This is a genomic window from Paracoccus sp. J39, assembly GCF_000518925.1.
Taxonomy (GTDB): domain Bacteria; phylum Pseudomonadota; class Alphaproteobacteria; order Rhodobacterales; family Rhodobacteraceae; genus Paracoccus.
This window is the reverse complement of the sequence record NZ_JAEN01000001.1, coordinates 204,243-229,750: the sequence shown is the minus strand read 5'-3', so window position 1 is coordinate 229,750 and position 25,508 is coordinate 204,243. Positions and strand designations below refer to the sequence as shown.

Genomic DNA, 25,508 nt, shown 5'->3' with positions numbered 1-25,508 from the left:
ACCGTAGTTAGCCCCCCGTGCGATGGGCCCGTAGCTCAGTTGGTAGAGCAACTGACTTTTAATCAGTGGGTCACAGGTTCGAATCCTGTCGGGCTCACCACTTTCCAGATTGTCAAGTGTCAAGCGACACTAGTAAGTATCGCAAACGACAGGGAAACTATCTCAAACGACACGCAAGATTATCTCAATCGGTGAGATCGCCGATTTTAAGGTGGTTTTCGCGGACATGGAAAAGCCCGCCGAACCGGTCGACGGGGCGCATGGTTCTGCGCGAGCGCGGCTCAGATCGAGATGATGGGCGCCGCCTCCCGACGCAGATAGATCTTGCTGCAACGTTCCGGCAACGGGATTGGCCAGACTTCCGCATCGTCCAGACGGACGGCGACATGCTTCGCCTGTGTTCCCAGCTCATATGCCATCAGACCAAGCGGGAGGTAGCGGTCAAGGAACCGCTCCACCTCTTCCGGCGCAACCAGCGACATGGGTTGGCGCGTCCGCGGGTAACGGGCTTCGGTGCTGGCGATCACGCCCTTCCCCATGAAAAGGGCGACAGTCGAGCAGTTGATATGCAGCCGCTTTCGCAGATCGTCGCGGCTCAGGCCCATCAGCGGGGCGGCCTCGAATCTGTCCAGAACTTCGGCCAGATCCAGATGCAGTGCTGCCAGTCCACGGATACCGCGCAGCCGCCAGACCTTTGCCAGCCTGCCGTCGATCACGGCACGGAGCAGGTCATTATACGGCAAGGTGGCCTTCTGGGCGATGGTCCGAAGCGGAAAGGCCCCCGTAGGTACCTCACCCGCCAGTCCAGCATTGGCAAAGACTGACACAAGAAAGCTGTCGAGGTCCTCGTGAAGAAACAGCTTGTCCATATGCGGTAAGGCCAAGGCATGTTTGATAAGCCTGAACTCGACAAGCTTGTCGATCGTGGCAGGATGAACGTTCAGATGCCGGCTCGCCTGCTTCCGGTCGAGGCCGGTCGAAAGAATCGTGAGCTCGACATCATGGCGACCGGGCGCAACACGCCGAAGATCGTCACCAGCGAGGCCGACAGCGCGCTGGAACCCCGCGATACGACCCGCCGTCAAACCATATCTCCGTCCGATCTCCGCCCAGGAAAACCATCGCCGCTGAGAACAGACCCGCCCAAGCACCTTTTGTCCGGGCGCCAAAGGATAGCTTTCCAGAATAAGGTCCCGGAAATGGTCAAGGATCGGTCGATAGCGATCCGGTTGCGTCAGCCGCTGGAGCCAGCGGGTGTAGAAGCCGAAGTCGGCGTAGAAGCCGCCCTTCGTACTGCGTGAACTGCGCCGGATGCCATCATAGGCCTCTCGCAGCGCATCGGGTCCCTGGACGCAGGCCGCGAATCCCGATGCACCAACCGCAACCAGATCCTTGCGGTTCAGCGACCCTGGACGGGCTTCCGGACCAACATTAATCAGGGTACCAATATTTTCGCACAGGCGCGCGACCACCTCGATGGGCAAAGCATCGAGCCATGAGTGGCGTGCGCTTTGGCGTGGGGCATGCAGCCGATCGGAAAGCATGCGCGCATACCGCACGGCCTCGTCCCCTGCCTCGACAGCGGCTTCACCGACCAGCACCCGATTATCGGCAAGGCGACCGGCAAAATCATGCGGACAGCGAGGATAGTCCGGCGGGTCCAATCTTCCCAACAGCACGTCGTGATCCGGACAGACATGCAACGAATCGATCTGCCACAGGGCGCGTCCCCGTGTCCGGCCATGATTGTCCTGATCGGCTTTGATGCAGATAGGGCAGAACTTCAGCGCTGAGCGGTCAAGAAAGGACCGGGGCAGATTGCTGCCTTGCAAGCGGAAAGAGCTGTCACCGATCGGGGCAAAACTGTTCTTCGCAAGTCGCTCTGTATCGGTTCCCGTCAGATCGGCCAGTTGCTGAACCGTATCTGGATCAAGCTGCAATATCCGCCGCCAGGACAGATCCATATCCTGCACGAAGTCCTGCACATGGCGCGACCCCTTCTTCCGCGCGACATGCGAGACGAAGGACGGCAGAGTTTCCTGCGGCAGAATGGGCAGGCTAAGGCCGAGTCTCATTTCCGTCTCCCCCGATCTCCGGGCCCGGATTCGAGCTGCAACAACTTGCGTACATCCAGAGCCAGAAAATCTACGACCACGAAGGGATTGAGGCCTTCCGGACAGCCGGATCGCCGGGCAAAACAAGCTGCGAAGGATTTGGAGGAAAGCGTATTTTCGGGCGACAGCAGCGCCTCGCCGATGGCCTCACAGGTCATTTCGACCAGAATGCCGAAGCAATGATCGGCGGCATGGACAAGCCGTCTGACAAACCGCGGCTTGCGAAGCTTGTCGTCCACAGGGACATGCGCAATTGCCGCATATTGCCTGATGGCGGCAACGATCATGCCGCCATCCACGCTGGTCTTGAGCGGGCGGTGCTCCACCGGCTTCAGCCGACGCGCCAGCTGAGGGTCCATATTCACCAGCTCCAGCAGTTCCGGCATGCCGCTGAGGATCAACCCCACCGGCCATTGCGGTGACTGCATCAGCGATTTCAGCGTATTGACCACCGCATGCTGGTCGTTGCGATTATTGTGCCGGCTGAAGTCCTGCGCCTCGTCCAGATGCAGGAACAGCACCTGCCGCTCTGCGAACTGAGCCTTGACCGATTGCCAGATGATATGGGCCGAGCGGTCCCGGCGCAGCGGATAGCCAAGGGCCTCCAGCACGCTGAGACCGACCCCTTTCGGCGTCGCGGGCGACGGCACCGCCATGCTGACCACGTCGGCCCGCTCCTCTTCGCCGGTCAGCGTGCACAGACCTGAAGGGTGCTGATGCAGAGCGCTCCGGACAAGCGTGGTCTTGCCCGCCATGGGTGTAGTGCGCACGCAGAACTTCACAGCTAAAGTGATTGCCGAAGACAAGCACGCCCTGCTTCCCAAGCTTGACGTCGATATCAACACCGAGCGCCGCGCAACGGGTCAGGCGATCGACAGGTGGCTGCAGAGAACCGGGCCTCCTTCTCCAGGTCAACCCACTTCGACACCGGCATCTGGCCGCCCAGCCCGCCATGCGGGTTGCGGTGGTATTCATCGACCACAAAGCAAACCAGAATCCGGATCAGGTCATCATCGTCGAGACAGGCATTGGCACGTGGGTCGTAATCGCCGCATTTTACCGGATCGGGCTGCGTATGACCGGGCAGCCGGGGCATCAGCATCCGCCCAAACGTGCCAAAGAGCCGCTCATCGGTACCGCGCAGTTCGGCGCATTTCACCGGGGCATATTCCATGGCCGCTCCCATATCATTGGCCCGCTCGATGGATCCGGTCGCGATGACGCTGGAACCGGTATCGGTGGCGATGGTCATCGGGCGACCACACTGATGCCATGCCCCCTGAGCACCGCAGGCGCGCGCCAGAGCGGACTTGTCGGAAACGACCATTTCCAGCAGTTTCCTGAACTCTTCCGCCGATGGTGCGGCAGCGATCCGCAGGCCGAGGATGCATCCCGAAGCAACATCAATGGCGACGCAAACCCACTCACCTCCAACGTTTCCCGCGGTTGATCGGGCGACGGCAGCTTCCGCGTCAAGGCCAGCCCTGAAGCCGCCGCCCGCAGAAGCAGGAAAACAGCCGCCCAGCCATCACCCGCCAACCATATTCTCAAGATGGGGCAGTTCTCGAAAGCCGGGTCGCCTCTCAGGGGAAATCACCAGGCAAAGGCCCGGTCCTGGTTCCGAATCGCCTGCATCGTTAATTTACGGAAAACTCGCTAGTTTTTATCGTGTAAAAATCGCTTGGAATCCGCTATGATGAATTCGTCGCGCAGCCCACGCGCTGCCGGTTTCGGAGGATCTGAAATGACTAGCAAGCCAGACAGAAGCCAAGTGAAACAGGCGGTGTTTGACGAGCGCCGCCAGCTCAGGGGGGCGGCCAATATGCTGGACGACAGCGCCGCCATCGACGAACGTCAGGAACTGGCCGTCCTGCGCCTGACGGAAACCTGGGAGCGTCGCTATGACGCGCTGGGCAGGTGACAAGGCTCCGCGAAAGCCTTCTCGGCGGGGGCGCCACGCCCCTGCCAACAACAGTGAGGGCGCGCCGCGACGATCATTCCAGCTACCCGGCCCGCCGGCTGCATCGGTTCCGGCCCAGCAGGCAGCGCAATCCGGTGCGGATCGCTCCGCCGGAAGCCATAAGCCTTGCAGCGGACCGGGTGGCCTTGGCACGCTGACGGTCAAAGGCGTGAAGCGGCGGCCCATCGGGAGATGGAGCAACCGCGCAAAATTCCTGGGGCAGATGCTCTGCATCGGCCGTCCTGCGCATCGCCCGAGTCCTGACGGACGCCAAGGAACACCTCGACCGCTTCCATTGCAAGGCCGCCCATAAGTTCACCCGGCCAGCGCGGAAATTGGAGAAGAGCGGGCAAGACCGGAAGGCCCATCGAAAACCCTCTGGCGATCTGGAAGGAAAGCAATGGTAGGCCCGGAGGGACTCGAACCCCCAACCAAGGCGTTATGAGCGCCCTGCTCTGACCATTGAGCTACAGGCCCTGACCGGCGACACCATTGATCGAGCCGGCCGCCCGCGTCAAGGATCGGATCGCCCCGGCCAGCCGGAAAATGCCGCAACCCGCGCCTTCGGCAACCCCCTTGATCCGGCGCAGCACCTGTGGGCTGATAGCGCATGAAGCCGCAAGCCGCGGCCCGCCCGCAGCACGAAACCGGAGTTCCGATCATGTCAAGAACCACGCCGCTGTCCCTGCTCGCCCTTGCCCTGGCCGCCACGCCCGCCCTGGCCGAGGACCCCGCCAGCTGCCGCACGGTCCGCTTCTCGGATCCGGGCTGGACCGACATCACCGCCACCAATGGCGTCGCCACCGCCCTGCTGCAGGGACTGGGCTACCGGCCCGATATCCGCACGCTCTCGGTGCCCGTGGGCTATGAGGCGCTGAAGAACGGCGATACCGATGTCTTCCTGGGCAACTGGATGCCGGCTCAGCAGAGGTTCCGCGACGACCTCGAAGCCTCGGGCAAGACCGAAGAGCTGGTGCAGAACCTGGAAGGCGCCAAGTTCACCCTGGCGGTGACCGATGCCGCCGCCGAGCTGGGCGTCGCGGATTTCGCCGATCTCGATGCGCATAGGGAGGCCTTCCAGGGCAAGATCTACGGCATCGAACCCGGCGCGCCTGCCAACCAGACCATCCAGGCCATGATCGAAGCCGACAAGTTCGGCCTCGGCGACTGGGAGCTGGTCGAATCCAGCGAACAGGGCATGCTTGCCCAGGTGCAGCGCAACGATGCCGCCAGGACGCCCTCGGTCTTCCTGGCCTGGGCGCCGCATCCGATGAATGTCACGCTGAACATCACCTACCTGTCGGGCGGCGACGAGGAGTTCGGCCCGGATTACGGCGGCGCCACCGTCCACACCCTGGCCCGCAAGGAATGGATCGCCGCCTGCCCCAATGCGGCGAAGCTGTTCAGCCAGCTGGTCTTTACCGTCGATCAGGAAAACATGCTGATGGCCAAGATCCTCGACGAGGGCGCGGATGCCACCGCAGCCGCAAAGGACTGGATCAGCCAAAATGCCGAGACGGTGGCGAAATGGCTTGACGGCGTGACCACGCTGGACGGAAAACCCGGTGCGGAAGCAGTCATGGCATCGGTGAACTGATTGAAGAAACCTAATATTCTGGTCGTCATGGCCGATCAGCTGTCGGGGGTGCTGTTCCCCGACGGCCCGGCCGAATTCCTGCATGTGCCGCATCTGCGCCGGCTGGCGGAGCGTTCGACACGCTATGCCAACTGCTACACCGGCAGCCCGCTTTGCGCGCCCGGACGCGCCAGCTTCATGTCCGGGCAGTTGCCGCGCCGCACCCGGGTCTATGACAACGCGGCCGAGTTCTGCTCGGACATCCCGACCTATGCCCATCACCTGCGCCGGGCCGGCTATCACACCTGCCTGTCGGGCAAGATGCATTTCGTCGGCCCTGACCAGCTGCACGGTTTCGAGGAACGACTGACCACCGACATCTACCCGGCCGATTTCGGCTGGACCCCGGATTACCGCAAGCCGGGCGAGCGCATCGACTGGTGGTATCACAATCTGGGTTCCGTGACCGGCGCCGGCGTGGCCGAGATCACCAACCAATATGAATATGACGACGAGGTCGCCTATCACGCGACGCGCAAGCTCTACGACCTCGCGCGCGGCGGCGACGACCGGCCCTGGTGCCTGACCGTCAGCTTCACCCATCCGCACGACCCCTTCGTCGCCCGGCGCAAATATTGGGATCTCTATGAGGGCATCCCGGAACTGGAACCGCCCGAGGCGATCCCCTACGAGCGGATGGACCCGCATTCGCAGCGGCTGATGGATGCCAGCGACTGGCGCGGCCTCGAGGTCACGCCCGAGCATGTCCGCCGCGCCCGCCAGGGCTATTTCGCCAACATCTCCTATATCGACGACAAGCTGGGCGAGATCCTGGACGTGCTGGAGCGCACCCGGCAGGAGGCGATCGTGGTCTTCCTCTCCGACCATGGCGAGATGCTGGGCAGCCGCGGCATGTGGTTCAAGATGAGCTTCTTCGAGGGCTCGGCGCGGGTGCCCTTGATGATCGCGGCCCCTGCCATGGCACCCGGCCGCGTGGACACGCCGGTCTCGACCATCGACGTTCTGCCGACGATCTGCGACCTCGCGGGGATCTCGATGGCCGAGGTCGCGCCCTGGACCGACGGCCGCTCGCTGGCGCGGGGCGCCGAGGGGCGCGGGGCGGTGGCGATGGAATACGCGGCCGAGGGCAGCATCGCTCCGCTGGTCTGCCTGCGCGACGGCGACTGGAAATACATCGCCTGCGCCGCCGACCCGGAAATGCTCTACAACCTGGCCGAGGATCCCGAGGAACGGCAGAACCGCGCCACCGACCCGGCGGCGGCCGAGGTGCTGGCACGGATGCGCGCTATGGCCGGCGAACGCTGGGACCTCGCCGCCTATGACGCCGAGGTGCGCGAAAGCCAGGCCCGGCGCTGGGTGGTCTATGAGGCGCTGCGCAACGGCGCCTATTTCCCCTGGGATTACCAGCCGCTGATGAAGGCTTCGGAACGCTACATGCGCAACCACATGGACCTGAACGTGCTTGAGGAATCCAAGCGATTCCCGCGGGGCGAATGATGGTCCCGCTCTCCTCCGGCCGCTATGCCACGATCCGCCTGCGGCCGGGCGAGGACCCGCTGGCGGCCCTGCGCGCCCTGCAGCGCCGGATCGGGGCGCCGGCCATGGCGCTGGTCACCTGCGTCGGCAGCCTGACCCGCGCCATGATCCGCCACGCCAACCGGCCGGGAGGCACCTGCCACCAGGGCCATTTCGAGATCACCGCGCTGACCGGCACCATCGACCCGGCCGGCCAGCACCTGCACCTGACCATCGCCGACGGCGAGGGGCGGGCTTTCGGCGGCCACCTCCTGCCGGGCTCGGCGGTCCATACCACGGCCGAGATCGTGGTGCTGGTCCTCGACGACCTCACTTTCAGCCGCGCGCCCTGCCCGCTTTCCGGCCATGACGAGCTGGTCATCCGGCCGGCCGCCGGACAGGAATAGCCGCCGCGGGCCAGGACCCCGGCATGGCTGCGCTTCTTTCTTGAGAAATATCCTCGGGGGTCCGGGGGCAGACGGCCCCCGGACCGGCGGTTCAGGCAAGGACGCGGGCGAAATCCTGGCGCAGCAGATTCTTCTGCACCTCGCCCTTGCTGTTGCGCGGCAGTTCCACGCCCGGCCAGCAGCGCCATCAGGGCACCCTAAAGCGGAATGCCCATTACCGGCTTCCTCCCTGCCTGTCCGCCCCCCCCCGTTCCGGCCAAGGCCCGCGCGTAAGGCCGTTTCGTGACCCCGCGTCGCGGCGGGAACCCGCCAGCCCGCGCCGGCGTTGCGCCCCGTCATCAGTCAACAAGGATCCCGCTATGTCCGACCTGCTTGTCATCGCCTTCGACGACGAGGCGACCGGCTTCGAGCTGCGCACCGAACTGGTCAAGATGCAGAAGGAATACCTCATCGAGCTCGAGGACGCGGTGGTTGTCACCCGCCCCTCGGCCGAGGACATCCAGCTGCATCAGGCCGTGAACCTGACCGCCGCGGGCGCGCTTGGCGGCGGCTTCTGGGGCACGCTGGTCGGGCTGATCTTCCTCAATCCGCTCTTGGGCGCCGCGGTGGGCGCGGGCGCCGGCGCCATCGCCGGCAAGCTCTCGGATATCGGCATCAACGACGATTTCATGCGCGATCTGGGCCAGTCCATCCCGCCGGGCGGCTCGGCCGTGTTCATCCTGGTGCGCAAGATGACCGCCGACAAGGTGCTGGCGCGGCTGGAAGGCTTCCACCTGCGCGGCCGGGTGCTGCAGACCTCGCTGCCCGAGGCCGAGGAAGAGCGCCTGCGCGAGGCCTTCGCGGGCGGCAGGCTGGGCGCGGCGCTCGGCGTGCCGCAGATCGATCATCCCGCGCCTGCGGGCACGACGGCGCCCCCGGGCTCGGCCTGACGCTTGACGCAAGGGGCATGGGCGTGACAGGACGCCCCCATGCCCCGACGCATGGAAACCCTTGACGACCCCGAGGCGCTGACCGAGCCGCCGACGACCCGCGCCCGCCGGCGCTGGCGGCCGCTGCGCCGCGCGGCGCTGTGGCTGGGGTCCTGGCTGCGCTGGATCGGCTTGCGGCTTCTGGGGCTGATGGCCGTGCTGGTGCTGCTGTTCTCCTTCGTCAACCCGCCGACCACCTGGACCATCATCCAGGGCCAGCGCGAGTTTCCCGGCCGGGCGGCGCGGCAATGGGTCGATCTGGGCCGCATCTCGCCCCATATGGTGCGCGCCGTGGTCGCCGCCGAGGATGCCAATTTCTGCAACCACTGGGGTTTCGACATGGTCGAGATCCGCCGGGTCATCGCCTCGGGCTCGTCGCGCGGCGCCTCGACCATCACCCAGCAGACGGCCAAGAACGTGTTCTTGTGGCAGGGGCGCAGCTGGCCGCGCAAGGTGATGGAGACGGTCTACACACCGATGATCGAGGCGCTCTGGTCCAAGCGCCGCATCGTCGAGGTCTATCTGAACATCGCCGAATTCGGCCGCGGCGTCTTCGGCATCAAGGCGGCGGCCGAGCATTACTTCCAGACCACGCCCGACAAGCTGACCCTGCGCCAGTCGGCGGCCTTGGCCTCGATCCTGCCGGCGCCGCGCACGCGCAACCCGCAGACCGGCTCGGCCCGCACCCGCTCGATCGTCAGCGGCGCCGAGACGATCCGGGCGGATGGCCGCGATTTCTGCCTGAGGTTGCCGCGCTGATCCGCCCATGCCCGCCATGGCGGTTGAAACCGGGCGCCCCGGGGCGTATCAACCGGAAGCCCGAGAACGAACCGGTTTTCCCCTGATGAACACGCCCTCGCCCAGTTCCACGATCCGCCTTTACCATGTCGCCCTGTCGCCCTTTTGCCGCAAGGTCCGGCTGGTGCTGGCCGAAAAGCGCATCGAGGTCGAACTGGTCGAGGACCGTTTCTGGGAACCGGGCTCGGAAATCATGCGCCGCAACCCGGCCGGCAAGCTGCCGGTCCTGCGCATGGACGGGCGGCTTCTGGCGGAAAGCCAGGCGATCTGCGAATACCTGGACGAGATCCAGCCGCAGCCCTCGCTGATGCCGTCCCTGCCGGCCGAGCGTTACGAGGTGCGCCGGCTCTGCGCCTGGTTCGACGACAAGTTCAACGCCGAGGTGACCCGCCCGGTGATGACCGAACGGGTCTGGAAGAAGGTCATGCGCCTGGGCTACCCGGACAGCCGCACCGTCAAGGCCGGCCTGTCGGCGATCCGCTATCATCTCGACTACATGAAAAGCCTGCTGGAACACCGCCGCTGGCTGGCGGGCGACGTGATGACGCTGGCCGATTTCGCCGCCGCGGCGCATCTGTCCTGCCTCGACTACATCTCGGACGTGGACTGGACCCATTCGGCCGAGGTGCAGGAATGGTATGCCAAGATCAAGTCGCGGCCGGCCTTCCGCAGCCTGCTGGCCGACCACCTGCCGGGCGTCCACCCGGCGCCGCATTATGCGCTGCTCGACTTCTAGGCCGACCGACCCGGCGGAGATCCGTTCCCGGCTGGAACAGCAGGCGCGGGCCGAGGGTTTCTCGGCCCTTGGCATTTGCGTCCCCGACGCCAACCCGCAACTGCCCGAGCGGCTGGCCGCATTCCTGGAACGGGGCCGGCACGGCCAGATGGGCTGGATGGCCGAGCGCGCGCATTGGCGCGCCTCGCCCGCCAGCCTCTGGCCCGAGGCGCGCTCGGTCGTCATGCTGGCCGAGCTCTACACGCCCGAGCACGACCCGATGGAGGCCATCCGCCGCAAGGATCGCGGCGCGGTCAGCGTCTATGCCCAGGGCAAGGATTATCACGACCTGGTCAAGAAGCGGCTGAAGCGCCTTGGCGGCTGGCTGGTCGGGCTGACCGGCTGCGAGATCAAGGTCTTCGTCGACACCGCCCCGGTAATGGAAAAGCCGCTGGCGCAGGCGGCAGGGCTGGGCTGGCAGGGCAAGCACACCAACCTGCTGTCGCGCGAGCTGGGCAGCTGGTTCTTCCTGGGCGCGATCTTCACCACGCTGGACCTGCCGAAGGATGCGGCGGAACGCTCGCATTGCGGCTCGTGCCGGGCCTGCCTCGACGCCTGCCCGACCGGGGCCTTTCCGGCACCCTATCAGCTGGACGCGCGGCGCTGCATCTCCTACCTGACCATCGAGCACAAGGGGCCGGTGGACCCCGAGCTGCGCCCGATGCTCGGGAACCGCATCTATGGCTGCGACGATTGCCTGGCCGCCTGCCCCTGGAACAAGTTCGCCCAGGCCGCGACCGAGCTGCGCTATCACGGCCCGCACGGCGCCCCGGCGCTGGCCGAGCTGGCGCAGCTTGACGATGCGGGCTTCCGCGAGCGTTTCTCGGGCAGCCCGATCAAGCGCATCGGCCGCGACCGCATGGTGCGCAATGTTCTTTACGCCATCGGCAATTCGGGGCTTGCGCATCTGCGGCCGCTGGCCGAATCCTTGCAGCATGACCCCGACCCCGCCGTTGCCGATGCGGCACGCTGGGCCTGCGAACGATTGCCATGATCCACACGCACCCAAGCCCGCTGCGCGGCATCCTGCTCAAATGCCTTAGCGTGCTGGTCTTCACCATCATGGCCTCGATCGTCAAGGCGACCGCCGAGGGCGGCTTGGGCGTGCCGCCGGGCCAGCAGGTCTTCTTCCGCTCGTTCTTCGCTATTCCGGTGATCCTGCTCTGGCTGGCCTTCCGGCATGAGCTGGGCGTGGGGCTGAAGACCTTTCGGCCGATGGGGCATTTCTATCGCGGCATCATCGGCACCGCCGCGATGGGGCTGGGCTTCTGGGCGCTGGCGCTGCTGCCCTTCCCCGAGGTCACGGCCATCGGCTATGCCGCGCCGCTGCTGACGGTGATCTTCGCCGCCATGTTCCTGGGCGAGGACGTGCGGCTGTTCCGCCTGTCCATGGTGGTGCTGGGACTGGTCGGCGTGGTCATCGTGCTATCGCCCCGGCTGAGCTTCGGCGCCGACATGGGCTACAAGGAAAGCCTGGGCGCCATGGTGACGCTCTCCGGCGCCGCCTGCGCGGCGCTGGCGCAGATCTTCGTGCGCAAGCTGGTGCAGGAGGAGCGGACCTCGGCCATCGTCTTCTGGTTCTCGGTCACATCGACGCTGCTCGGACTGCTGACCATTCCCTTCGGCTGGGTGATGCCGGATGCCGGGACGGCGGCGCTGCTGGTGACCATCGGCCTTCTGGGCGGGCTGGGGCAGATCCTGCTGACCTCGGCCTATCGCTATGCCGACGCCTCGCTGGTGGCGCCCTTCGAATATGCCTCGATGCTGCTGGCGCTGCTGATCGGCTGGTCCATCTTCGACGAGGCGCCGACGCTGGTCATGCTGGCGGGCGCGGCGCTGGTCATCACCGCCGGCATCCTGATCATCTGGCGCGAGCGGCAGCTGGGGCTGGAGCGCAACCGCCAGCGCAAGGCCATGACCCCGCAGGGCTGATCAGGGCGGGGCCGGGTCAGGGCGGGGCCGGGTCAGGGTTGGCCGCCGAAGCCGAAGGCGACGTAATCGCGCAGATAGGCCTTCTTCGCCGCGCCGCGCAATTCCTGCTCGTTCAGGAAGTCCGGGAAGGGCTCCGGGTCGGGAAAATCGGCCGGTGCCTTGATCCCGGCGCTGGCGGCAAGCCAGGACAGGTCGCGCGGCAGGTCCGATTCGCGCAGCAGCATGTCGGGGGCGCCGAAGCGTGCGAAACCCGCCAGCACCTCGGACTGGCTGGCCCAGCCGGGAAAGGTCGGCAGCGTGGTCTGGCCGTTCAGGTTGCGGCGCAGGAAGTCCAGGAAGGCCGCAAACAGCTCGGCCTTGCGGCTCTGGTCCAGCGCGCCCAGCTCCGGATCCGGCGGCAGGGCGACGCGATGGATCTGCCGCATCAGCTGGCGCAGCTCGGCATTGCGGCCGCCGATCAGCGATTCGAAGGCCGCCCAGGCGCGCAGCAGCGGGTGGCGCAGCACGGTGAAGCTGCGATGGCCGACATGCTGGCGCTTCCATTGCCGCAGGCTGTTCTGGTTGAAGTCGCCGACGACCTCGCCCATGGCGCGCAGCCAGCGCGTCACGCTGTCCGCAGGCCCGCCCTTGACCGGCATGAAGATCAGCCCCCTGCCCGCCTCGGCCCCCAGGAACGAGGGCACCGCCGGGCCCTTCCTCGGCTCGAAATTCGGGATCTTGCGCAGCATGAACGGGTCGAGCCGCGCCAGTTCCGCCTGCATCTCGTCGAAATTCTCGACCTTCTCGGACAGTTCGCGCGGGTTCTGCGGCACCTGGTCGCTGGCCGGCTCGACCCGTTTCAGGTCGGTGCGGCCCAGCCAATGCAACAGGCCGGTCATCACCTCGGCATCGCGCAGGTCCTCGTAGCCCAGCCAGAAACCGGCCTGGCCGGTCACCTGCAGCCGGTGCATGACCTTCAGCTGGAACTCCTCGATCTCGCCCGCCACCTGCCGGAACTCGGCGCCGTCGAAGCGCACGGCGGCGGGAATCGGCGTCTCGGTCTCGTTCAGCTTCCACTGGTTGGTGGCCCGCGCCAGCGCGGTCGAGACATAGCTGTCCACCGGGTTGCGGGTCAGGATGATCTTGGCGCAGGCCCGGTCCTCGATGATCGCGTCGAAGACCCGCGGGTCGTGGTCGTGGAAATAGCGGAACCCCGGCAGGTGGTTCGGCTTGTCGAAGATCGCCGCCAGCAGCCGGTGCGGATCGGCCTCGCGCTCGGCCATGGTGATGCCCTTGAGCTCATCCTTGTCGGGCCAGCCCATCATGTAGGGGTTGAAGGCCTCGCCGAAGCAGGTGACGCGCTTGATGGCGTTCAGCGTCGCCTCGAGCAGGTTCGAGCCGGTGCGCATCTCGGCGAAGATCACGAAGCTGCGGAAAGACTGGGTCATGGCGCGGTTCTTTCATGGACGGCGGCGGTCGGCGGGTCGGGATCGGTGGCGGGGAAATCCCCCATCAGCTGCGGGCGCAGCCCGGCATTGCGCAGCCTTTGCAGGAACCGCCCCATGCCGGCGATGTCGCGCATCGGCGGCAGGTCGGCCGCGGCCTCGGGCTCGCCGCCCAGCCGCTGCAGGATGCTGCCCAGCACGGCCGAGGGCCGGGCGCAGAAATCGGCCAGGTCCCAGATCTGCGTCTGCGCCTTGAGCCAGACCGAATTCAGCGCCTCCATCTGCGCCAGTTCGGTGCGCTGCAGGATGGCCGCGACGCGGCGGATGTCGTCAAAGGGCATGTCGGAATGCAGAAGCGGCACCGCCCAAGCACCGGTGACCACGAAGATGCGCGCATTGGGATCGGTGGCGAGGAACCAGTTCATCTCCTGCCCGTCGCGCGGGCTGAACTGCCAGACCTGCATGCGCGTGGCGATGCGGATCAGGTTGGCCAGAAAGCCGCGCTGGTCCAGGTCGCGCAGCGGGGCGCTGTCCGAAAGCGCGCCCGGCCCGATCGGCCGGCGGCCGGCGAATTCCACGCCATGCACCGCGAAAAGATGGCCATGCACATCGGCGTCGATCCGGCTGGCCAGCCAGGTTTCGAAGCCGGGGAACAGGTCGGTGAAGCCCTGGAACATGGCATAGGGTGCCGAGGTCTTGCCGTTCTCGCGGTCCTTCAGCGGAAAGCGGCTCTGCATGTAAAGCCCGGGCCGGCCCAGCCGGCGGCGCGCGACTGCATGGCTGATGATGCGGTCCACCCGCTCGGGGCGCGGCTCGGCGGCGGACGGTTGCGCGCCGTCGCCATGGGGGAAATGGTCGTGCAGCCGCCCGGCGCCGCGCCAGATCTTGCGGGCGACGAAGCAGCGCGATTGCTGCAGGATCTCCAGGTGGTCGTCGTAGAAGATATAGGGCTTGCCCTGGTTGTCGAACTTGGCCAGCGTCAGCGAGCGGCTTTCGATCCTCATCGAATGCCGCCGGGCAAGGGTCTGGAAATAGCTCTCGTCCGGGATCCAGACCCGGGCGAAATAGCGGTCGAACTCGGCCCGGCGCGGGTCGGTCAGGATGGCCTGCAGCGTGGCGCGGGTCAGGCACCACCATTGCGAGCCCAGATGCGGCACCAGCCCCTGCGGGATGCGCCGCCTGTAGCCCAGCCGGCGCTGCAATTCGACATAGCGGTCGAACAGCTTGCGCCGGCGGCGGAACGAGAAGGGAAAGCGCAGGGTGAAGCGTTCCTCGTTCAGCCCGCCGACGGTCCAGCCGACATCCTCGGCGGTGACGCTTTCGATGAAGTCGCGCGTCGGATGCAGCGCCAGATAGGCGCAAAGATCCTGCACCGGCCGCAGGGGCAGGCAGGCGCCCGAGACGACCAGCACATGCGTGACCTCGCGGAACCTGTCCAGCAGCAGGCCGGCGGCGTCCTGGGTGGCGCGCACAAGGCTGAAGGTGCCCCATTCGCAGGGATGGCGCCGGCTGAACAGCACCTGCCGCAGGTCGGCAAGGTCGGCCTGCATGGTCTCGACCGCGTCCGCGGGCGCCTTGGCATCGACATGGACCGCGACCGCCGCCCCGCCCTGGGCCCAGACCCGGGCCATGCGCGCAGCGATGGGCAATTCGTCATGGCACAGCATGACCACGCCCAGCCTGACCGGCCCGCCGCTCATGCCCAGTTCCCCTTGGAGATCAGCCCCAGATCCTCGAGCTGGCGCCAGTCCTGCAGCTCGCAGGATTCCTCGCACCAGAAATCCGGGTCGTCCCGCAGCCCGGCGTGATAGGCCAGGTATTCCTGGCTGTTGGCGTAATGCTGGCGCCGGGTCAGTTCCTCGGCGGATTTCTCGACGAAGGTCGACAGGAACTTGGCGTGCAGCAGGCAGCCCGAGGCCTTTTCGCCGCCATTCTCGTCATAGACCATGTTCAGCGAGCGCGGCAGCAGCATATGGGTCGAGCTGACATAGGCATGCCCCCTTTCCCAGCGGACCAGCGGGATCTTGTTCAGCGCCGGGGCGCTTTCGGGGTCGTCCCGGAAGAAAGCCCGCGCCCGCGGCCCGCCCTGGATCCAGAGATTGCCGTATTCGCCGTTCTTGCGGATGGCGTAATTGGCCGGATCGAACCAGCGCGCGATCTGGAACGGGTCCTGCCCGGCGCGATAGGGCTGCGCGGCCAGCGAGCCCTTGGGATACATGTCCAGCAGCATGGCCGAGAACGAGCGGATGTTGCTGGCATCCAGCCAGTCGGTCAGCGCCTGCAGGGGCCGGGTGTCGTGATGCGGATAGACCAGGAACTCGTCGGGATCGACGGTCAGGCACCAATGCCCGCTGCCATGCCGGCGCAGCAGCCCGTTCATCCAGTCCATGCCGAAGCGCGAGGCCTTGTAGCTGGCGCGGGTCAGCCAGACCGAGACATCCTCCTGCTGGCCCAGATAGTCGCGCCCGCCATCCTCCGAGCCGTTGTCGACCACTAGGAAATGCCGGACACCCATCGCCCGGTAGTAGTCCAGGAACCAGGGCAGGCGCGGCGCCTCGTTGCGCATGACCATGAACAGCAGGATATCGCCCGGCCGGATGCGCGCGGTGCGGTCCCATACCGGCCGCAGCCGGCGGCGACGGCGAATCGCGCGCCCCAGCAGCCATTGACGGCGGGCGCGAAGCATCAGCTTTCGCCTGATAATCCTGAACGGGCGCGGCACGGACCTTCTTTACCTTTTACCGGCGTCACATAGCGGCAACGGTCAGGTCGCGCAATGTGTGACACAACCCAGCGTAGCAAAGCCGGAAATGCCCTTGCCAGTCCGGCACCGGCAGGGGCGGCAGCCGCCGGGCCGGCGCGCCGGCCAGCCGCGCCACCTCGGCCGCCCAGTCGGCCGGAGCGTCCGGGGACAGCCAGGTCGCGTAATCGCCCAGCATTTCGCGCGCCGCCGGCAGGGGGCTGGCCAGGACCGGCACGCCGCGGCCGGCGGCCTCGGTCAGGGGCAGGCCGAAGCCCTCGGCCCGGCTGGGCATCAGCAGCCCGTGGCTGCGGCCGATCAGCGCGGCCACCGCGCCGTCGTCCAGGTCGCGCAGCTCGCGCACCGGGCCGCCGGGCGGCAGGCGGTCGAGCCGGGCAAAGACCTCGCGGTTCTCCCAGCCGCGGCGGCCGATGATGAACAGCTGCGGCGGCCGCGCCTGCATCTGCCAGGCGTCCAGCAGCAGCGCGTGGTTCTTGCGCGGCTCGATGGTGCCCAAGGTGACGAAGAACGGGCGCGACAAGTCCAGATCCGCCGGCAGCCCGGCGGGGTCGGGCGCCGCCAGCCGGGTGCCGATGGGCGCGGCGATGATCTCCGCGTGCCCCGGCAGCCCCAGCCGCTCGCGCCAGCGCAGCACGTCGGCGCGCGTCGCCGCCGAGACGGTCAGGATCAGTTCGGCCTGTTCCAGCGCGGCGGTGAAGCGGGCGCGGAACTTCTCTGCCTGCCCGGCGCGGGTGAATTCAGGATGATCAAGCGGGATGGTGTCGTGGATCAGCACCGCCCGCCGCAGAGGGCGCAGGTTCGCAAGCAGGCCCGGCAGCAGATTGGCATGGCCGACATTCGCATAGGCGGCCGGCCCCAGATGCGCCTGCGCCGCGCGGCCAAGGCCCCTGCCCTGGCGCCCGGCCCGCACCAGCGCCATCCGGCGCAGCGCCGCCTCGGCCCGCGCGGGCAGGGTGCGCCGGCCGCGCAGCCGGTCCAGCAGGTCCGGCGGCGGCAGGTCGTCCAGCGCCCCGCCCAGCCAGCGCAGGATCGCCGCGCCGGCGCGGGGCGGCAGCAGCAGCTGGCCGCGCCGCACCCGGCACAGCAGCAGATGCGGGCGGTCCTGCAGATGGGCCAGCCATTCGGCCTCTACCCGGTCGATGCCCGTCGCCGGGCCGCCGCCAAGCCGCGAGATCAGCCGCGAGACATCCAGCACGATCGCCGGATCAGGCCTCATATCCGCCGTTCTGGTGCCAGCGCCAGGCGTCGCCGATCATCTGCGGCAGGGTCGAGCGCGCCGGGTTCCAGCCCAGCACCGAGACCGCCTTCTCGCTGCCCGAGACCAGCTTGACCGCATCGCCGCCGCGGCGCGGCCCCTCGGTCAGCGGCACCGCGCGGTTGGTGACATGCCGGGAATGGTCGATCACCTCGCGCACCGAAAAGCCGTTGCCGGTGCCCAGGCAGAACACCTCCTGCCCGCCATCGGCGACCTTGCCGTCCAGCAGGTATTGCAGCCCCAGCACATGCGCGTCCACAAGGTCCATCACATGCACATAGTCGCGGATGCAGGTGCCGTCCGGCGTCGGGTAGTCGGTGCCGTGGATGGTCAGCGCCGCGCGCTTGCCGTCGATGGCGTCGAGGATCAGCGGGATCAGATGCGTCTCGGGCTGGTGGAACTCGCCCACCTCGGCATCCGGGTCGGCGCCGGCCACGTTGAAATAGCGGAAGATGACCGAGCGCAGCCCGTCCGAGGCGCCGAAATCCTTCAGCATGTCCTCGATGGCGCGCTTGGAGGCGCCATAGGCGTTAAGCGGCGTCTGGGGCGTCGTCTCGTCCAGCACCACGCCGTCATGGTCGCCATAGGTGGCGCAGGTCGAGGAAAAGACGAAGTTCCGCACCCCCGCCGCCAGCGCCGCCTCGATCAGGTTGAGCGAGGCGCAGACATTGCCGCGCCAATACCTGCCCGGCTCGCGCATGGCCTCGCCGACCTGGCTCAGCGCCGCGAAATGCATCACGGCGACAGGGTTGTGACGGGCCAGAACCTCGTCCAGCCGGGCACGGTCCAGCAGGTCGCCCTGCTCGAAAGGCCCGAACTTCACCGCCTGGCGCCAGCCGGTGCAGAGATTGTCGTAGGTCACAGGCTCGAAGCCCGCCGCCCGCAACGCCTTGCAGGCGTGCGAGCCGATATAGCCCGCGCCGCCCGTCACCAGAACCCTGTCGGCCATTCGGGTTATTCCGCCGCCTTGCGCATCGCCAGGACGTCGGAAAGATAATCCGCGAATTCACCCTTGAGGTCGTCGCGCGCCAGGCCGAAGGCCACGGTCGCCTGCAGGAAGCCGGCCTTCGAGCCGCAGTCGAACCGCTGGCCGCGGAAGCGCAGGCCATAGACGTCGCGGCCCTCGGCGATCTCGTCGGCGATGGCGTCGGTCAGCTGGATCTCGCCGCCCGAGCCCTGCTTGAGCTTGTTGAGGTTGGCCAGCACCGACGGCGCCAGGATGTAGCGGCCGATCACCGCAAGGTTCGAGGGCGGGTTTTCCTTGGGCTTTTCCACCATGCCGCGGGCGCGGACGATGGCGCCCATGTCCTCGGCCACGTCCAGAACGCCATAGGCCTGGGTCTTTTCGGCCGGCACTTCCATGGTGGCGACCATGCTGCCGCCGGTTTCCTGATAGGCCTCGATCATCTGCTGCAGGCAGGGCGGCTCGCCCATGATGACGTCGTCGGTCAGGATGACGGCGAAGGGCTCGTCCCCGACCAGACGGCGGGCGCACCAGACGGCATGGCCAAGACCCAGCGCCTTGTGCTGGCGCACATAGGCGATGGCGCCCGAATCCATGTTGGTCGAGCGCAGGATGTCCAGAAGCTCGGTCTTGCCGGATTTCTTCAGGCTCGATTCCAGCTCATGGGCATGGTCGAAATAATCCTCGAGCGCGCCCTTGCCGCGCGAGGTGACAAAGATGAACTCCTCGATCCCCGCGGCGCGCGCCTCGTCGATGGCGTATTGGATCAACGGGCGATCCACCAAGGTCATGATCTCCTTGGGAATGCTCTTCGTGGCGGGTAGAAAGCGGGTGCCCAGTCCAGCCACGGGGAAGATGGCCTTGGTGACTTTGCGCGTCATGAATTCGGTCTCCTGATTTCTGCGCCAACGGCTCGGAGGTTATCCCTCTTTGTCGACGCCTGCGCAACAAGCGCCTGGTTGGCCCAGTCGTTCCTAAAAAATGTTAAAGCGAGTCAATTCTGCCGTTTGCGGCAATATTCTGCTTGTTCACCCCCGGCGTCTAGGCAAATTTCCCCGCTCGCGCAAAATGCGCGCGGTCTTGCTCAGAAATATGACAGGCGAATCTCCGGGGCGCGACGCCCCCCAAAGCCCGCCGCGCTGCTCCCACCAGCCGCCCGGGACCAGAGTCAGCCGATGCGGCAGGAAACTGGGCGTCAGCAGCAGCAGCGCCGCCAGCCGCCCCTCGGCCACCGCCCGCGCCGCGCGGGCACGCAGGGCGCGGGCCTGCCAGTGCCAACCGGCCAGGAACAGCGGCTCCTCCGCCAGGCCCGCCGCCACGCGGGGCATCGGCCGGAAGGCCGGCGGCGCGGCCCGGTCCCAGACCGGCGGCGCGGGCGCCGGCCCCTGCCCCTCGGCCAGGCCGCGATCCAGCGTCGCCAGGATCGTCCGCACCCTGAAGGGATCGAGCCGCCCCGCCACCATATGCCGCAGCAGCCGCCGCCGCTGGCTGTCGCGCAGCCAGCCCGGATCGCCGCCATGCCGCGCGGCGAAAATCGCGGCAGAGCGGCCGATGGCGGTCAGGTCGCACGGCACGCCCGCCTCGCCCCGGTCCGCGCCGGGCGCGACGCCATGGATCACCTGCGCCGCCGGGACCACCGCCGTCAGCCCCTGCGGAAAGCGCGCCGCCATGCGCAGGTTCACGTCGCTTTCGTCCAGATGATAGGCAAAGGCCGGGTCGAAGCCGCCGATGGCGACCAGCGCCTCGCGGCGAAAGCCGCAATTGGTGCCGATGGTGCTGACCGGGCAGCCGTCCTTCGGCCCGAGCAGGGCGGTTCCGGCAACTTCCAGCGGCAGGGCGCGGCCCGAGGGCGCGATCCGTTCGGCCCGGACCTGCCAGCGCAGGCCGTCGGGGCCGCGGGTGAAGCCGGTGGCGGCGATCACGCGCGGATCGGCAAGGGGCGCGGCCAACGCCTCGGCCCAGCCCGGCTCGGCCAGCGCGTCGTCGTCGATGAACAGCACCGCTTCGCCCGCCGCCAGCGCCAGCCCCTCGTTGCGGGCCGCCGAAACATTGGCGCGGTCGAAGGCCAGCCGCTTCAGCGGCAGGTCGGGGCGGATGCCGGCCGCGGCCGGATCGGCCACCAGCACGATCTCGAAATCCGGGTGGGTCTGGCCCGCCAGCGCGGTCAGGCAACGCTCCAGCGCCTGCGGCCGGTGGCGCGAGACGACGACGATGCTGGTCCTGGGCGCCCGGCCGGGCCGCTGCGGCATCAGGCGATGCCCATGCGGCTCATCATCGCCTCCAGCTTGGGCACGTCCGAGGGGTTGTTCAGCTCCCAGAACTCGCGGCCCTTCGCCTCGACCTCGACGCAAAGGATCCGGCGGCCGCGCTCCAGGAAGCGCAGTTGCTCCAGCCCTTCCAGCGCCTCCAGCCGGCCCTCCTCCCAGGTCGGGTATTCGGCCAGCGCCCCGGGGCGATAGGCGTAGACGCCGACATGGTGATAGACCGGCGTCGGGTCGCTGGGACCAAAATCCGCGCCGGCATAGGGGATCACTTCCTTCGAGAAATACAGCGCCCGGCGGTCATGGCCGAAGACCGCGGTGGTGCCGCCGACGCGGCCCGCCACCCGGTCGGCGATCAGATCCGAGCGCATGGCTCCCGAGCAGCGCAGCACCGGGGTCGCCACGTCGGCGCCGGGATCGGCCTTGAGCCCGGCCACCAGCTCCTCGACGAACCAGGCGGGGGTCAGCGGGGCATCGCCCTGCAGGTTCACCACGATCTCATGCGTCAGCCCCAGCTTCGCCACCGCCTCGGCGCAGCGTTCCGTGCCGTTGCGGGCGGCGGTCGAGGTCATGGCGACCTCGGCCCCGAAGCCCTCGGCATGGTCGCGGATGCGCTCATCATCGGTGGCGACGATCACCCGGTCGATGCCCCGGACGGCGCGCGCCGCCTCCCAGCTGCGGCGGATGAGTGACTGCCCCTCGCCGGTGGCACCGCGCAGCTCGACCAGCGGCTTGCCGGGATAGCGCGTCGAGGCGTGGCGGGCGGGAATGACGATGACGACCGACATGGGGATCAGTCCTTGACCAGCAGCACGCCGGGGGCGAAGGCGATGAAGAACGGGTTCTCGAAGCCGGGCTTGCCGTATTTCAGCGCCGTGTGGTCGTCGAAGCGCACCACCTCGCCGCCCGCGCCGCGCAGCACCGCGTCGCCGGCGGCGGTGTCCCATTCCATGGTGCGGCCGAGCCGCGGGTAGAGGTCGGCCTCGCCCGTCGCCACCAGGCAAAATTTCAGCGAGCTGCCCGCCGAGGTCATGTCGCGCACCCCGTAGCGGGCGATATAGTCGTCGGTCGCGGCGTCGCGATGCGATTTGGAGGCGACGACCATCAGCGCCCGGTTGTCGGGCGTCGAGTTGACGCCGATCGGCGTGACCTCGCCCGGCTCGTCGCCGAAGGGACCATGCTCCTCGACCGAGCCGCCCTCGGCATTGGTATAGAACAGCCGGCCTTTGGCCGGGGCATAGACGACGCCAAGCCGCGGCACGCCGTCCTGGACATAGGCGATGTTGACGGTGAAGTCGCCGCGGCGCTGCACGAATTCCTTGGTGCCGTCCAGCGGATCGACGATCAGGAAGGTGGACAGGCTCTGGCCGTGGGTCTCGGCCTGCTCCTCGGTCACCAGCGGGATGTCGGGAAAGGCGGCGCGCAGCCCGGCCGAGATCAGAGCGTCGGCGGCCTCGTCGGCCTGGGTCACCGGCGAGGCGTCGGATTTCGCGCGCACGTCGAAATCCTCGGCGCCATAGACCTGCATGATCTCGTCGCCGGCCCGCAGAGCGAGGCGGCGCATTTCGGCAATCATTCGATCGAATTGCATGGTTTTTCCTTTCCGTCCCGAAGCCTCGGGGATGCGGCGCCGATTGAATACGGCTGTCGGCTTCCTTATGATGCGGCGGATCGCGCAGGGCAAGCGCCCCGCGAAAGCCGCAACAGAAACCCCCGGGCCCCTAACCCCTGGGCAGGAACCGACCCGCCGATGTTCACCCAGCGCCGCAACCGCAACATGGTCGAGGCCGCGTTCACCACGCTGTCGCTGATCTATCATGTCACGGTGAACAACCTGCGCAAGGGCCAGCGCAACGCGGTGGTCGGCCTGATCATGACCGTCACCCAGGCCATCGCCATGATCGCGGGCTTCTACCTGATCTTCGCCATGATGGGGGTGCGCCGGGCGCCGATCCGGGGCGACTATATCGTCTATATCATGTCCGGCATCTTCATGTTCATGGCCCATTCCCAGGCCATCGGCGCGGTGGCGGGGGCGGGCAGCCCCAGCAACCAGATGATGAAGCACGGGCCGATGAACACCGCGGTGATGATCTCGGCCGCGGCGCTGGCCTCGCTTTACCGGCAGACCTTCTCCAGCATCGTGGTGCTGACCGGCTATCACTACCTGATCCAGCCGATCCAGATCGACCGGCCGCTGGCCTGCTATGCCATGCTGCTGCTGGCCTGGTTCTCGGGCTGCTGCATCGGGCTGATCTTCCTGTCGATCCGGCCGTGGTGGCCGCAGGCGGCGCAGGTGCTGACCCAGTTCTACCAGCGCATCAACATGGTGTTCTCGGGCAAGATGTTCGTGGCCAACATGATGCCGACGGTGATGCTGCACATGTTCTCGTGGAACCCGCTGTTCCATGTCATCGACCAGACGCGCGGCTTCGCCTTCATCAACTACTCGCCGCGCAACTCGTCGCTGGACTATCCGCTCTATGCCACGCTGACGCTGCTGATGATCGGGCTGATGGCGGAATTCGTGACCCGCAAGGCGGTCTCGATCAGCTGGTCGGCCGGCCGGTGAGCGTGTCCCGCCCCCCGCCCCCTCTGTGCCCGCGCGCGGCGTTCCGCCCGCCCTGGCGCAGGCATGCCAAGCGCAGGCGCAGGCGGGATGTTTTCTGCCATCCGGTCTGCTTGCAGCCCGCCAGACCCCTTCCTATATAGGCCCATGAAGCTCGGAGGGCCCTGAACAGGGTCCCTTCGGTCAATCCAGGGATCGGGCTTTCGGGGGCCGATTGAGGACCCAAGGCCCAGAATATCGCCGCAAGAAAGGTTATTGCATGTCCAAAGTCATCGGCATCGACCTCGGAACCACCAACAGCTGCGTCGCCATCATGGATGGCAGCCAGCCCAAGGTCATCGAGAATTCGGAAGGCGCGCGCACCACGCCCTCGATCGTTGCCTTCACCGACAGCGAGCGTCTGGTCGGCCAGCCCGCCAAGCGCCAGGCGGTGACCAACCCCTCGAACACCATCTTTGCCGTCAAGCGCCTGATCGGCCGCCGCACCACCGACGCGGAAGTCGAGAAGGACAAGAAGCTCGTCCCCTATGCCATCGTCGACGGCGGCAATGGCGACGCCTGGGTCGAGGTCCGGGGCGACAAGTATTCGCCCAGCCAGATTTCCGCTTTCATCCTGCAGAAGATGAAGGAAACCGCAGAATCCTACCTGGGCGAACCGGTCACCCAGGCGGTGATCACGGTGCCCGCCTATTTCAACGACGCCCAGCGTCAGGCCACCAAGGACGCCGGCAAGATCGCCGGGCTGGAAGTGCTGCGCATCATCAACGAGCCGACCGCGGCTGCGCTGGCCTATGGCCTGGACAAGAAGGACAGCAAGACCATCGCGGTCTATGACCTTGGCGGTGGCACCTTCGACATCACCATCCTGGAAATCGACGACGGCCTCTTCGAGGTGAAATCCACCAACGGGGACACGTTCCTGGGCGGTGAAGACTTCGACATGCGCATCGTCAACTACCTAGCCGATGAGTTCAAGAAAGAGCATGGCGTCGACCTGACCAAGGACAAGATGGCGCTGCAGCGGCTCAAGGAAGCCGCCGAGAAGGCCAAGATCGAGCTGTCGAGCTCCAGCCAGACCGAGATCAACCAGCCGTTCATCTCGATGGACAAGGACTCGGGCACGCCGCTGCACATGGTGATGAAGCTGACCCGCGCCAAGCTGGAAAGCCTGGTCGCCGACCTGATCAAGCGCACCATGAAGCCCGTCCAGGACGCGCTGAAGGATGCCGGCATGTCGAAAGGCGACATCGACGAGATCGTGCTGGTCGGCGGCATGACCCGGATGCCCAAGGTGGTCGAGGAGGTGACCGCCTTCTTCGGCAAGGAGCCGCATAAGGGCGTGAACCCGGACGAGGTCGTGGCGCTTGGCGCCGCCATCCAGGCCGGCGTGCTGCAGGGCGACGTCAAGGACGTGGTGCTGCTGGACGTGACGCCGCTGTCCCTGGGCATCGAGACGCTGGGCGGCGTGTTCACCCGGCTGATCGACCGCAACACCACCATCCCGACCAAGAAGTCGCAGATCTTCTCGACCGCCGAGGACAACCAGAACGCCGTGACCATCCGGGTCTTCCAGGGTGAGCGCGAGATGGCCGCCGACAACAAGCTGCTGGGCCAGTTCAACCTGGAAAACATCCCGCCGGCGCCGCGCGGCATGCCGCAGATCGAGGTGACCTTCGACATCGACGCCAACGGCATCGTCTCGGTCTCGGCCAAGGACAAGGGCACCGGGAAAGAGCAGAAGATCACCATCCAGGCCTCGGGCGGGCTGTCGGACGACGAGATCGAGAAGATGGTCAAGGACGCCGAGGCCAATGCCGAGGCCGACAAGAAGCGCAAGGAACTGGTCGAGGCCAAGAACCAGGCCGAAAGCCTGATCCACACCACCAAGAAATCGCTGGAAGAGCATGGCGACAAGGTGGACGGCTCGACCGTCGAGGCGATCGAGCTGGCGGTCGGCGCGCTGGAAGAAGCCGTCAAGTCCGAGGATGCCGGCAAGATCAAGGGCGGCATCCAGAACCTGATGGACGCCTCGATGAAGCTGGGCGAGGCCATCTACAAGGCCAGCCAGGCCGAGGCGGGCGCCGGCGATGCCGAGCGCGAAGCCGGTCCGCGCGACGTGGATGACGAGATCGTCGATGCCGATTTCGAGGATCTCGGCGAAGACAAGCGCAAGTGAGCGCGATGTAAACCCACCGGCCGGCCCGCTGC

The 25,508-nt window shown here is 66.9% G+C and carries 23 protein-coding genes and 2 tRNA genes; 12 read left to right on the top strand and 13 right to left on the bottom strand.

All coding sequences use genetic code 11. The features are described from left to right. Positions 1 to 24 precede the first annotated feature (24 nt). A tRNA-Lys gene (locus tag L632_RS0101140) sits at positions 25 to 100 on the top strand. A 181-nt stretch (positions 101 to 281) separates the two neighbouring features. On the opposite strand, the gene L632_RS23700 is transcribed toward L632_RS0101140, so the two are convergent. From L632_RS23700 to L632_RS0101120, 3 genes are all read right to left on the bottom strand, one after another. Continuing rightward, positions 282 to 2,075: a TniQ family protein gene (locus tag L632_RS23700; RefSeq protein ID WP_084648034.1), complete on the bottom strand. Its 1,794-nt coding sequence runs from the start codon at positions 2,073 to 2,075 to the stop codon at positions 282 to 284. Next, complete coding sequence (locus L632_RS21810; protein ID WP_051476337.1) at positions 2,072 to 2,869, bottom strand: TniB family NTP-binding protein; 798 nt, start codon at positions 2,867 to 2,869, stop codon at positions 2,072 to 2,074. Before L632_RS21810 ends, L632_RS23700 begins: the two co-directional genes overlap by 4 nt. Positions 2,870 to 2,952: 83 nt before the next feature. Beyond that, the gene (locus L632_RS0101120) at positions 2,953 to 3,366 is read right to left on the bottom strand and encodes a hypothetical protein (protein WP_028716189.1); all 414 of its coding nucleotides are present in this window, start codon (positions 3,364 to 3,366) and stop codon (positions 2,953 to 2,955) included. A gap of 492 nt (positions 3,367 to 3,858) precedes the next feature. On the opposite strand from L632_RS0101120, the gene L632_RS24160 reads away from it, so the two are divergent. Next, positions 3,859 to 4,035, top strand: coding sequence for a hypothetical protein (locus L632_RS24160; protein WP_156933613.1), 177 nt, complete (start codon positions 3,859 to 3,861; stop codon positions 4,033 to 4,035). Positions 4,036 to 4,475: 440 nt separating this feature from the next. On the opposite strand, the gene L632_RS0101110 is transcribed toward L632_RS24160, so the two are convergent. After that, positions 4,476 to 4,551 (bottom strand) — tRNA-Ile (locus L632_RS0101110). Between the two features lie 184 nt (positions 4,552 to 4,735). On the opposite strand from L632_RS0101110, the gene choX reads away from it, so the two are divergent. The 8 genes from choX to L632_RS0101065 all read left to right on the top strand — a co-directional run bounded on the left by choX (position 4,736) and on the right by L632_RS0101065 (position 12,066). Further along, positions 4,736 to 5,671, top strand: a complete 936-nt coding sequence (gene choX / locus L632_RS0101100; RefSeq protein ID WP_028714033.1) for a choline ABC transporter substrate-binding protein — start codon at positions 4,736 to 4,738, stop codon at positions 5,669 to 5,671. Beyond that, positions 5,672 to 7,168, top strand: coding sequence for a choline-sulfatase (gene betC / locus L632_RS0101095; RefSeq protein ID WP_028714034.1), 1,497 nt, complete (start codon positions 5,672 to 5,674; stop codon positions 7,166 to 7,168). Next, positions 7,168 to 7,593 carry a PPC domain-containing DNA-binding protein gene (locus L632_RS0101090; RefSeq protein ID WP_198019374.1) on the top strand — a complete coding sequence of 142 codons (426 nt, stop codon included), beginning with the start codon at positions 7,168 to 7,170 and terminating at the stop codon, positions 7,591 to 7,593. Before betC ends, L632_RS0101090 begins: the two co-directional genes overlap by 1 nt. A 359-nt stretch (positions 7,594 to 7,952) precedes the next feature. Then, positions 7,953 to 8,522, top strand: coding sequence for a DUF1269 domain-containing protein (locus tag L632_RS0101085; protein ID WP_028714036.1), 570 nt, complete (start codon positions 7,953 to 7,955; stop codon positions 8,520 to 8,522). A 39-nt stretch (positions 8,523 to 8,561) separates the two neighbouring features. After that, a complete protein-coding gene (mtgA, locus tag L632_RS0101080; RefSeq protein WP_028714037.1) occupies positions 8,562 to 9,320 on the top strand; it encodes a monofunctional biosynthetic peptidoglycan transglycosylase in 759 nt (252 codons plus the stop codon). Between the two features lie 85 nt (positions 9,321 to 9,405). Beyond that, positions 9,406 to 10,095 (top strand): glutathione S-transferase family protein, encoded by a 690-nt coding sequence (locus tag L632_RS0101075; protein ID WP_028716188.1) that lies wholly within the window; start codon positions 9,406 to 9,408, stop codon positions 10,093 to 10,095. Next, positions 10,076 to 11,128 carry a tRNA epoxyqueuosine(34) reductase QueG gene (queG, locus tag L632_RS0101070; protein WP_051416317.1) on the top strand — a complete coding sequence of 351 codons (1,053 nt, stop codon included), beginning with the start codon at positions 10,076 to 10,078 and terminating at the stop codon, positions 11,126 to 11,128. The genes L632_RS0101075 and queG overlap by 20 nt, the downstream gene beginning before the upstream one ends. Then, a complete protein-coding gene (locus L632_RS0101065; protein ID WP_028714040.1) occupies positions 11,125 to 12,066 on the top strand; it encodes a DMT family transporter in 942 nt (313 codons plus the stop codon). Before queG ends, L632_RS0101065 begins: the two co-directional genes overlap by 4 nt. 32 nt (positions 12,067 to 12,098) lie before the next feature. Here L632_RS0101065 and L632_RS0101060 read toward each other — a convergent pair whose 3' ends face one another. The 9 genes from L632_RS0101060 to cysQ all read right to left on the bottom strand — a co-directional run bounded on the left by L632_RS0101060 (position 12,099) and on the right by cysQ (position 22,322). Then, entirely contained in the window at positions 12,099 to 13,493 is a 1,395-nt protein-coding gene (locus L632_RS0101060) for a hypothetical protein (protein WP_028714041.1), read from the bottom strand. Further along, positions 13,490 to 15,190: a beta-1,6-N-acetylglucosaminyltransferase gene (locus tag L632_RS0101055; protein ID WP_028714042.1), complete on the bottom strand. Its 1,701-nt coding sequence runs from the start codon at positions 15,188 to 15,190 to the stop codon at positions 13,490 to 13,492. The genes L632_RS0101060 and L632_RS0101055 overlap by 4 nt, the downstream gene beginning before the upstream one ends. Further along, on the bottom strand, positions 15,187 to 16,176 hold the full coding sequence (locus L632_RS0101050; protein ID WP_036696963.1) for a glycosyltransferase family 2 protein: 990 nt from the start codon (positions 16,174 to 16,176) through the stop codon (positions 15,187 to 15,189). Before L632_RS0101050 ends, L632_RS0101055 begins: the two co-directional genes overlap by 4 nt. Positions 16,177 to 16,237: 61 nt before the next feature. Next, positions 16,238 to 17,467 (bottom strand): glycosyltransferase family 1 protein, encoded by a 1,230-nt coding sequence (locus L632_RS21805; protein WP_028714044.1) that lies wholly within the window; start codon positions 17,465 to 17,467, stop codon positions 16,238 to 16,240. Then, positions 17,457 to 18,455, bottom strand: coding sequence for a UDP-glucose 4-epimerase GalE (gene galE, locus L632_RS0101040; RefSeq protein ID WP_028714045.1), 999 nt, complete (start codon positions 18,453 to 18,455; stop codon positions 17,457 to 17,459). Before galE ends, L632_RS21805 begins: the two co-directional genes overlap by 11 nt. 5 nt (positions 18,456 to 18,460) lie before the next feature. Beyond that, positions 18,461 to 19,351, bottom strand: a complete 891-nt coding sequence (locus L632_RS0101035) for a UTP--glucose-1-phosphate uridylyltransferase (RefSeq protein ID WP_028714046.1) — start codon at positions 19,349 to 19,351, stop codon at positions 18,461 to 18,463. Positions 19,352 to 19,498: 147 nt separating this feature from the next. Continuing rightward, positions 19,499 to 20,719, bottom strand: a complete 1,221-nt coding sequence (locus L632_RS0101030) for a glycosyltransferase family 2 protein (RefSeq protein ID WP_028714047.1) — start codon at positions 20,717 to 20,719, stop codon at positions 19,499 to 19,501. After that, positions 20,719 to 21,519, bottom strand: coding sequence for a 3-deoxy-manno-octulosonate cytidylyltransferase (locus tag L632_RS0101025; protein ID WP_028714048.1), 801 nt, complete (start codon positions 21,517 to 21,519; stop codon positions 20,719 to 20,721). The genes L632_RS0101030 and L632_RS0101025 overlap by 1 nt, the downstream gene beginning before the upstream one ends. Before the next feature lie 5 nt (positions 21,520 to 21,524). Beyond that, positions 21,525 to 22,322 (bottom strand): 3'(2'),5'-bisphosphate nucleotidase CysQ, encoded by a 798-nt coding sequence (gene cysQ, locus L632_RS0101020; RefSeq protein ID WP_028716187.1) that lies wholly within the window; start codon positions 22,320 to 22,322, stop codon positions 21,525 to 21,527. Between the two features lie 159 nt (positions 22,323 to 22,481). Here cysQ and L632_RS0101015 point away from each other — a divergent pair, with 159 nt between their 5' ends. Together L632_RS0101015 and dnaK are read left to right on the top strand one after the other, a co-directional pair. Further along, positions 22,482 to 23,303: an ABC transporter permease gene (locus L632_RS0101015; RefSeq protein WP_028714050.1), complete on the top strand. Its 822-nt coding sequence runs from the start codon at positions 22,482 to 22,484 to the stop codon at positions 23,301 to 23,303. Between the two features lie 256 nt (positions 23,304 to 23,559). Further along, positions 23,560 to 25,476 carry a molecular chaperone DnaK gene (gene dnaK, locus L632_RS0101010; protein ID WP_028714051.1) on the top strand — a complete coding sequence of 639 codons (1,917 nt, stop codon included), beginning with the start codon at positions 23,560 to 23,562 and terminating at the stop codon, positions 25,474 to 25,476. Positions 25,477 to 25,508: the final 32 nt, after the last annotated feature.

What these genes read in the sequence shown, in the direction of transcription:
- L632_RS21810 (WP_051476337.1), bottom strand. Translation starts at nt 2,869, where the DNA reads ATGGCGGGCAAGACCACGCTTGTCCGGAGCGCTCTGCATCAGCACCCT.
- L632_RS0101085 (WP_028714036.1), top strand. Translation starts at nt 7,953, where the DNA reads ATGTCCGACCTGCTTGTCATCGCCTTCGACGACGAGGCGACCGGCTTC.
- choX (WP_028714033.1), top strand. Translation starts at nt 4,736, where the DNA reads ATGTCAAGAACCACGCCGCTGTCCCTGCTCGCCCTTGCCCTGGCCGCC.
- L632_RS0101060 (WP_028714041.1), bottom strand. Translation starts at nt 13,493, where the DNA reads ATGACCCAGTCTTTCCGCAGCTTCGTGATCTTCGCCGAGATGCGCACC.
- L632_RS0101055 (WP_028714042.1), bottom strand. Translation starts at nt 15,190, where the DNA reads ATGAGCGGCGGGCCGGTCAGGCTGGGCGTGGTCATGCTGTGCCATGAC.
- mtgA (WP_028714037.1), top strand. Translation starts at nt 8,562, where the DNA reads ATGCCCCGACGCATGGAAACCCTTGACGACCCCGAGGCGCTGACCGAG.
- L632_RS0101090 (WP_198019374.1), top strand. Translation starts at nt 7,168, where the DNA reads ATGGTCCCGCTCTCCTCCGGCCGCTATGCCACGATCCGCCTGCGGCCG.
- L632_RS21805 (WP_028714044.1), bottom strand. Translation starts at nt 17,467, where the DNA reads ATGAGGCCTGATCCGGCGATCGTGCTGGATGTCTCGCGGCTGATCTCG.
- L632_RS0101120 (WP_028716189.1), bottom strand. Translation starts at nt 3,366, where the DNA reads ATGACCATCGCCACCGATACCGGTTCCAGCGTCATCGCGACCGGATCC.
- L632_RS23700 (WP_084648034.1), bottom strand. Translation starts at nt 2,075, where the DNA reads ATGAGACTCGGCCTTAGCCTGCCCATTCTGCCGCAGGAAACTCTGCCG.
- L632_RS0101050 (WP_036696963.1), bottom strand. Translation starts at nt 16,176, where the DNA reads ATGCTTCGCGCCCGCCGTCAATGGCTGCTGGGGCGCGCGATTCGCCGT.
- L632_RS0101065 (WP_028714040.1), top strand. Translation starts at nt 11,125, where the DNA reads ATGATCCACACGCACCCAAGCCCGCTGCGCGGCATCCTGCTCAAATGC.
- L632_RS0101075 (WP_028716188.1), top strand. Translation starts at nt 9,406, where the DNA reads ATGAACACGCCCTCGCCCAGTTCCACGATCCGCCTTTACCATGTCGCC.
- L632_RS0101025 (WP_028714048.1), bottom strand. Translation starts at nt 21,519, where the DNA reads ATGTCGGTCGTCATCGTCATTCCCGCCCGCCACGCCTCGACGCGCTAT.
- L632_RS24160 (WP_156933613.1), top strand. Translation starts at nt 3,859, where the DNA reads ATGACTAGCAAGCCAGACAGAAGCCAAGTGAAACAGGCGGTGTTTGAC.
- L632_RS0101015 (WP_028714050.1), top strand. Translation starts at nt 22,482, where the DNA reads ATGTTCACCCAGCGCCGCAACCGCAACATGGTCGAGGCCGCGTTCACC.
- L632_RS0101035 (WP_028714046.1), bottom strand. Translation starts at nt 19,351, where the DNA reads ATGACGCGCAAAGTCACCAAGGCCATCTTCCCCGTGGCTGGACTGGGC.
- L632_RS0101030 (WP_028714047.1), bottom strand. Translation starts at nt 20,719, where the DNA reads ATGCCGCAGCGGCCCGGCCGGGCGCCCAGGACCAGCATCGTCGTCGTC.
- dnaK (WP_028714051.1), top strand. Translation starts at nt 23,560, where the DNA reads ATGTCCAAAGTCATCGGCATCGACCTCGGAACCACCAACAGCTGCGTC.
- galE (WP_028714045.1), bottom strand. Translation starts at nt 18,455, where the DNA reads ATGGCCGACAGGGTTCTGGTGACGGGCGGCGCGGGCTATATCGGCTCG.
- cysQ (WP_028716187.1), bottom strand. Translation starts at nt 22,322, where the DNA reads ATGCAATTCGATCGAATGATTGCCGAAATGCGCCGCCTCGCTCTGCGG.
- queG (WP_051416317.1), top strand. Translation starts at nt 10,076, where the DNA reads ATGCGCTGCTCGACTTCTAGGCCGACCGACCCGGCGGAGATCCGTTCC.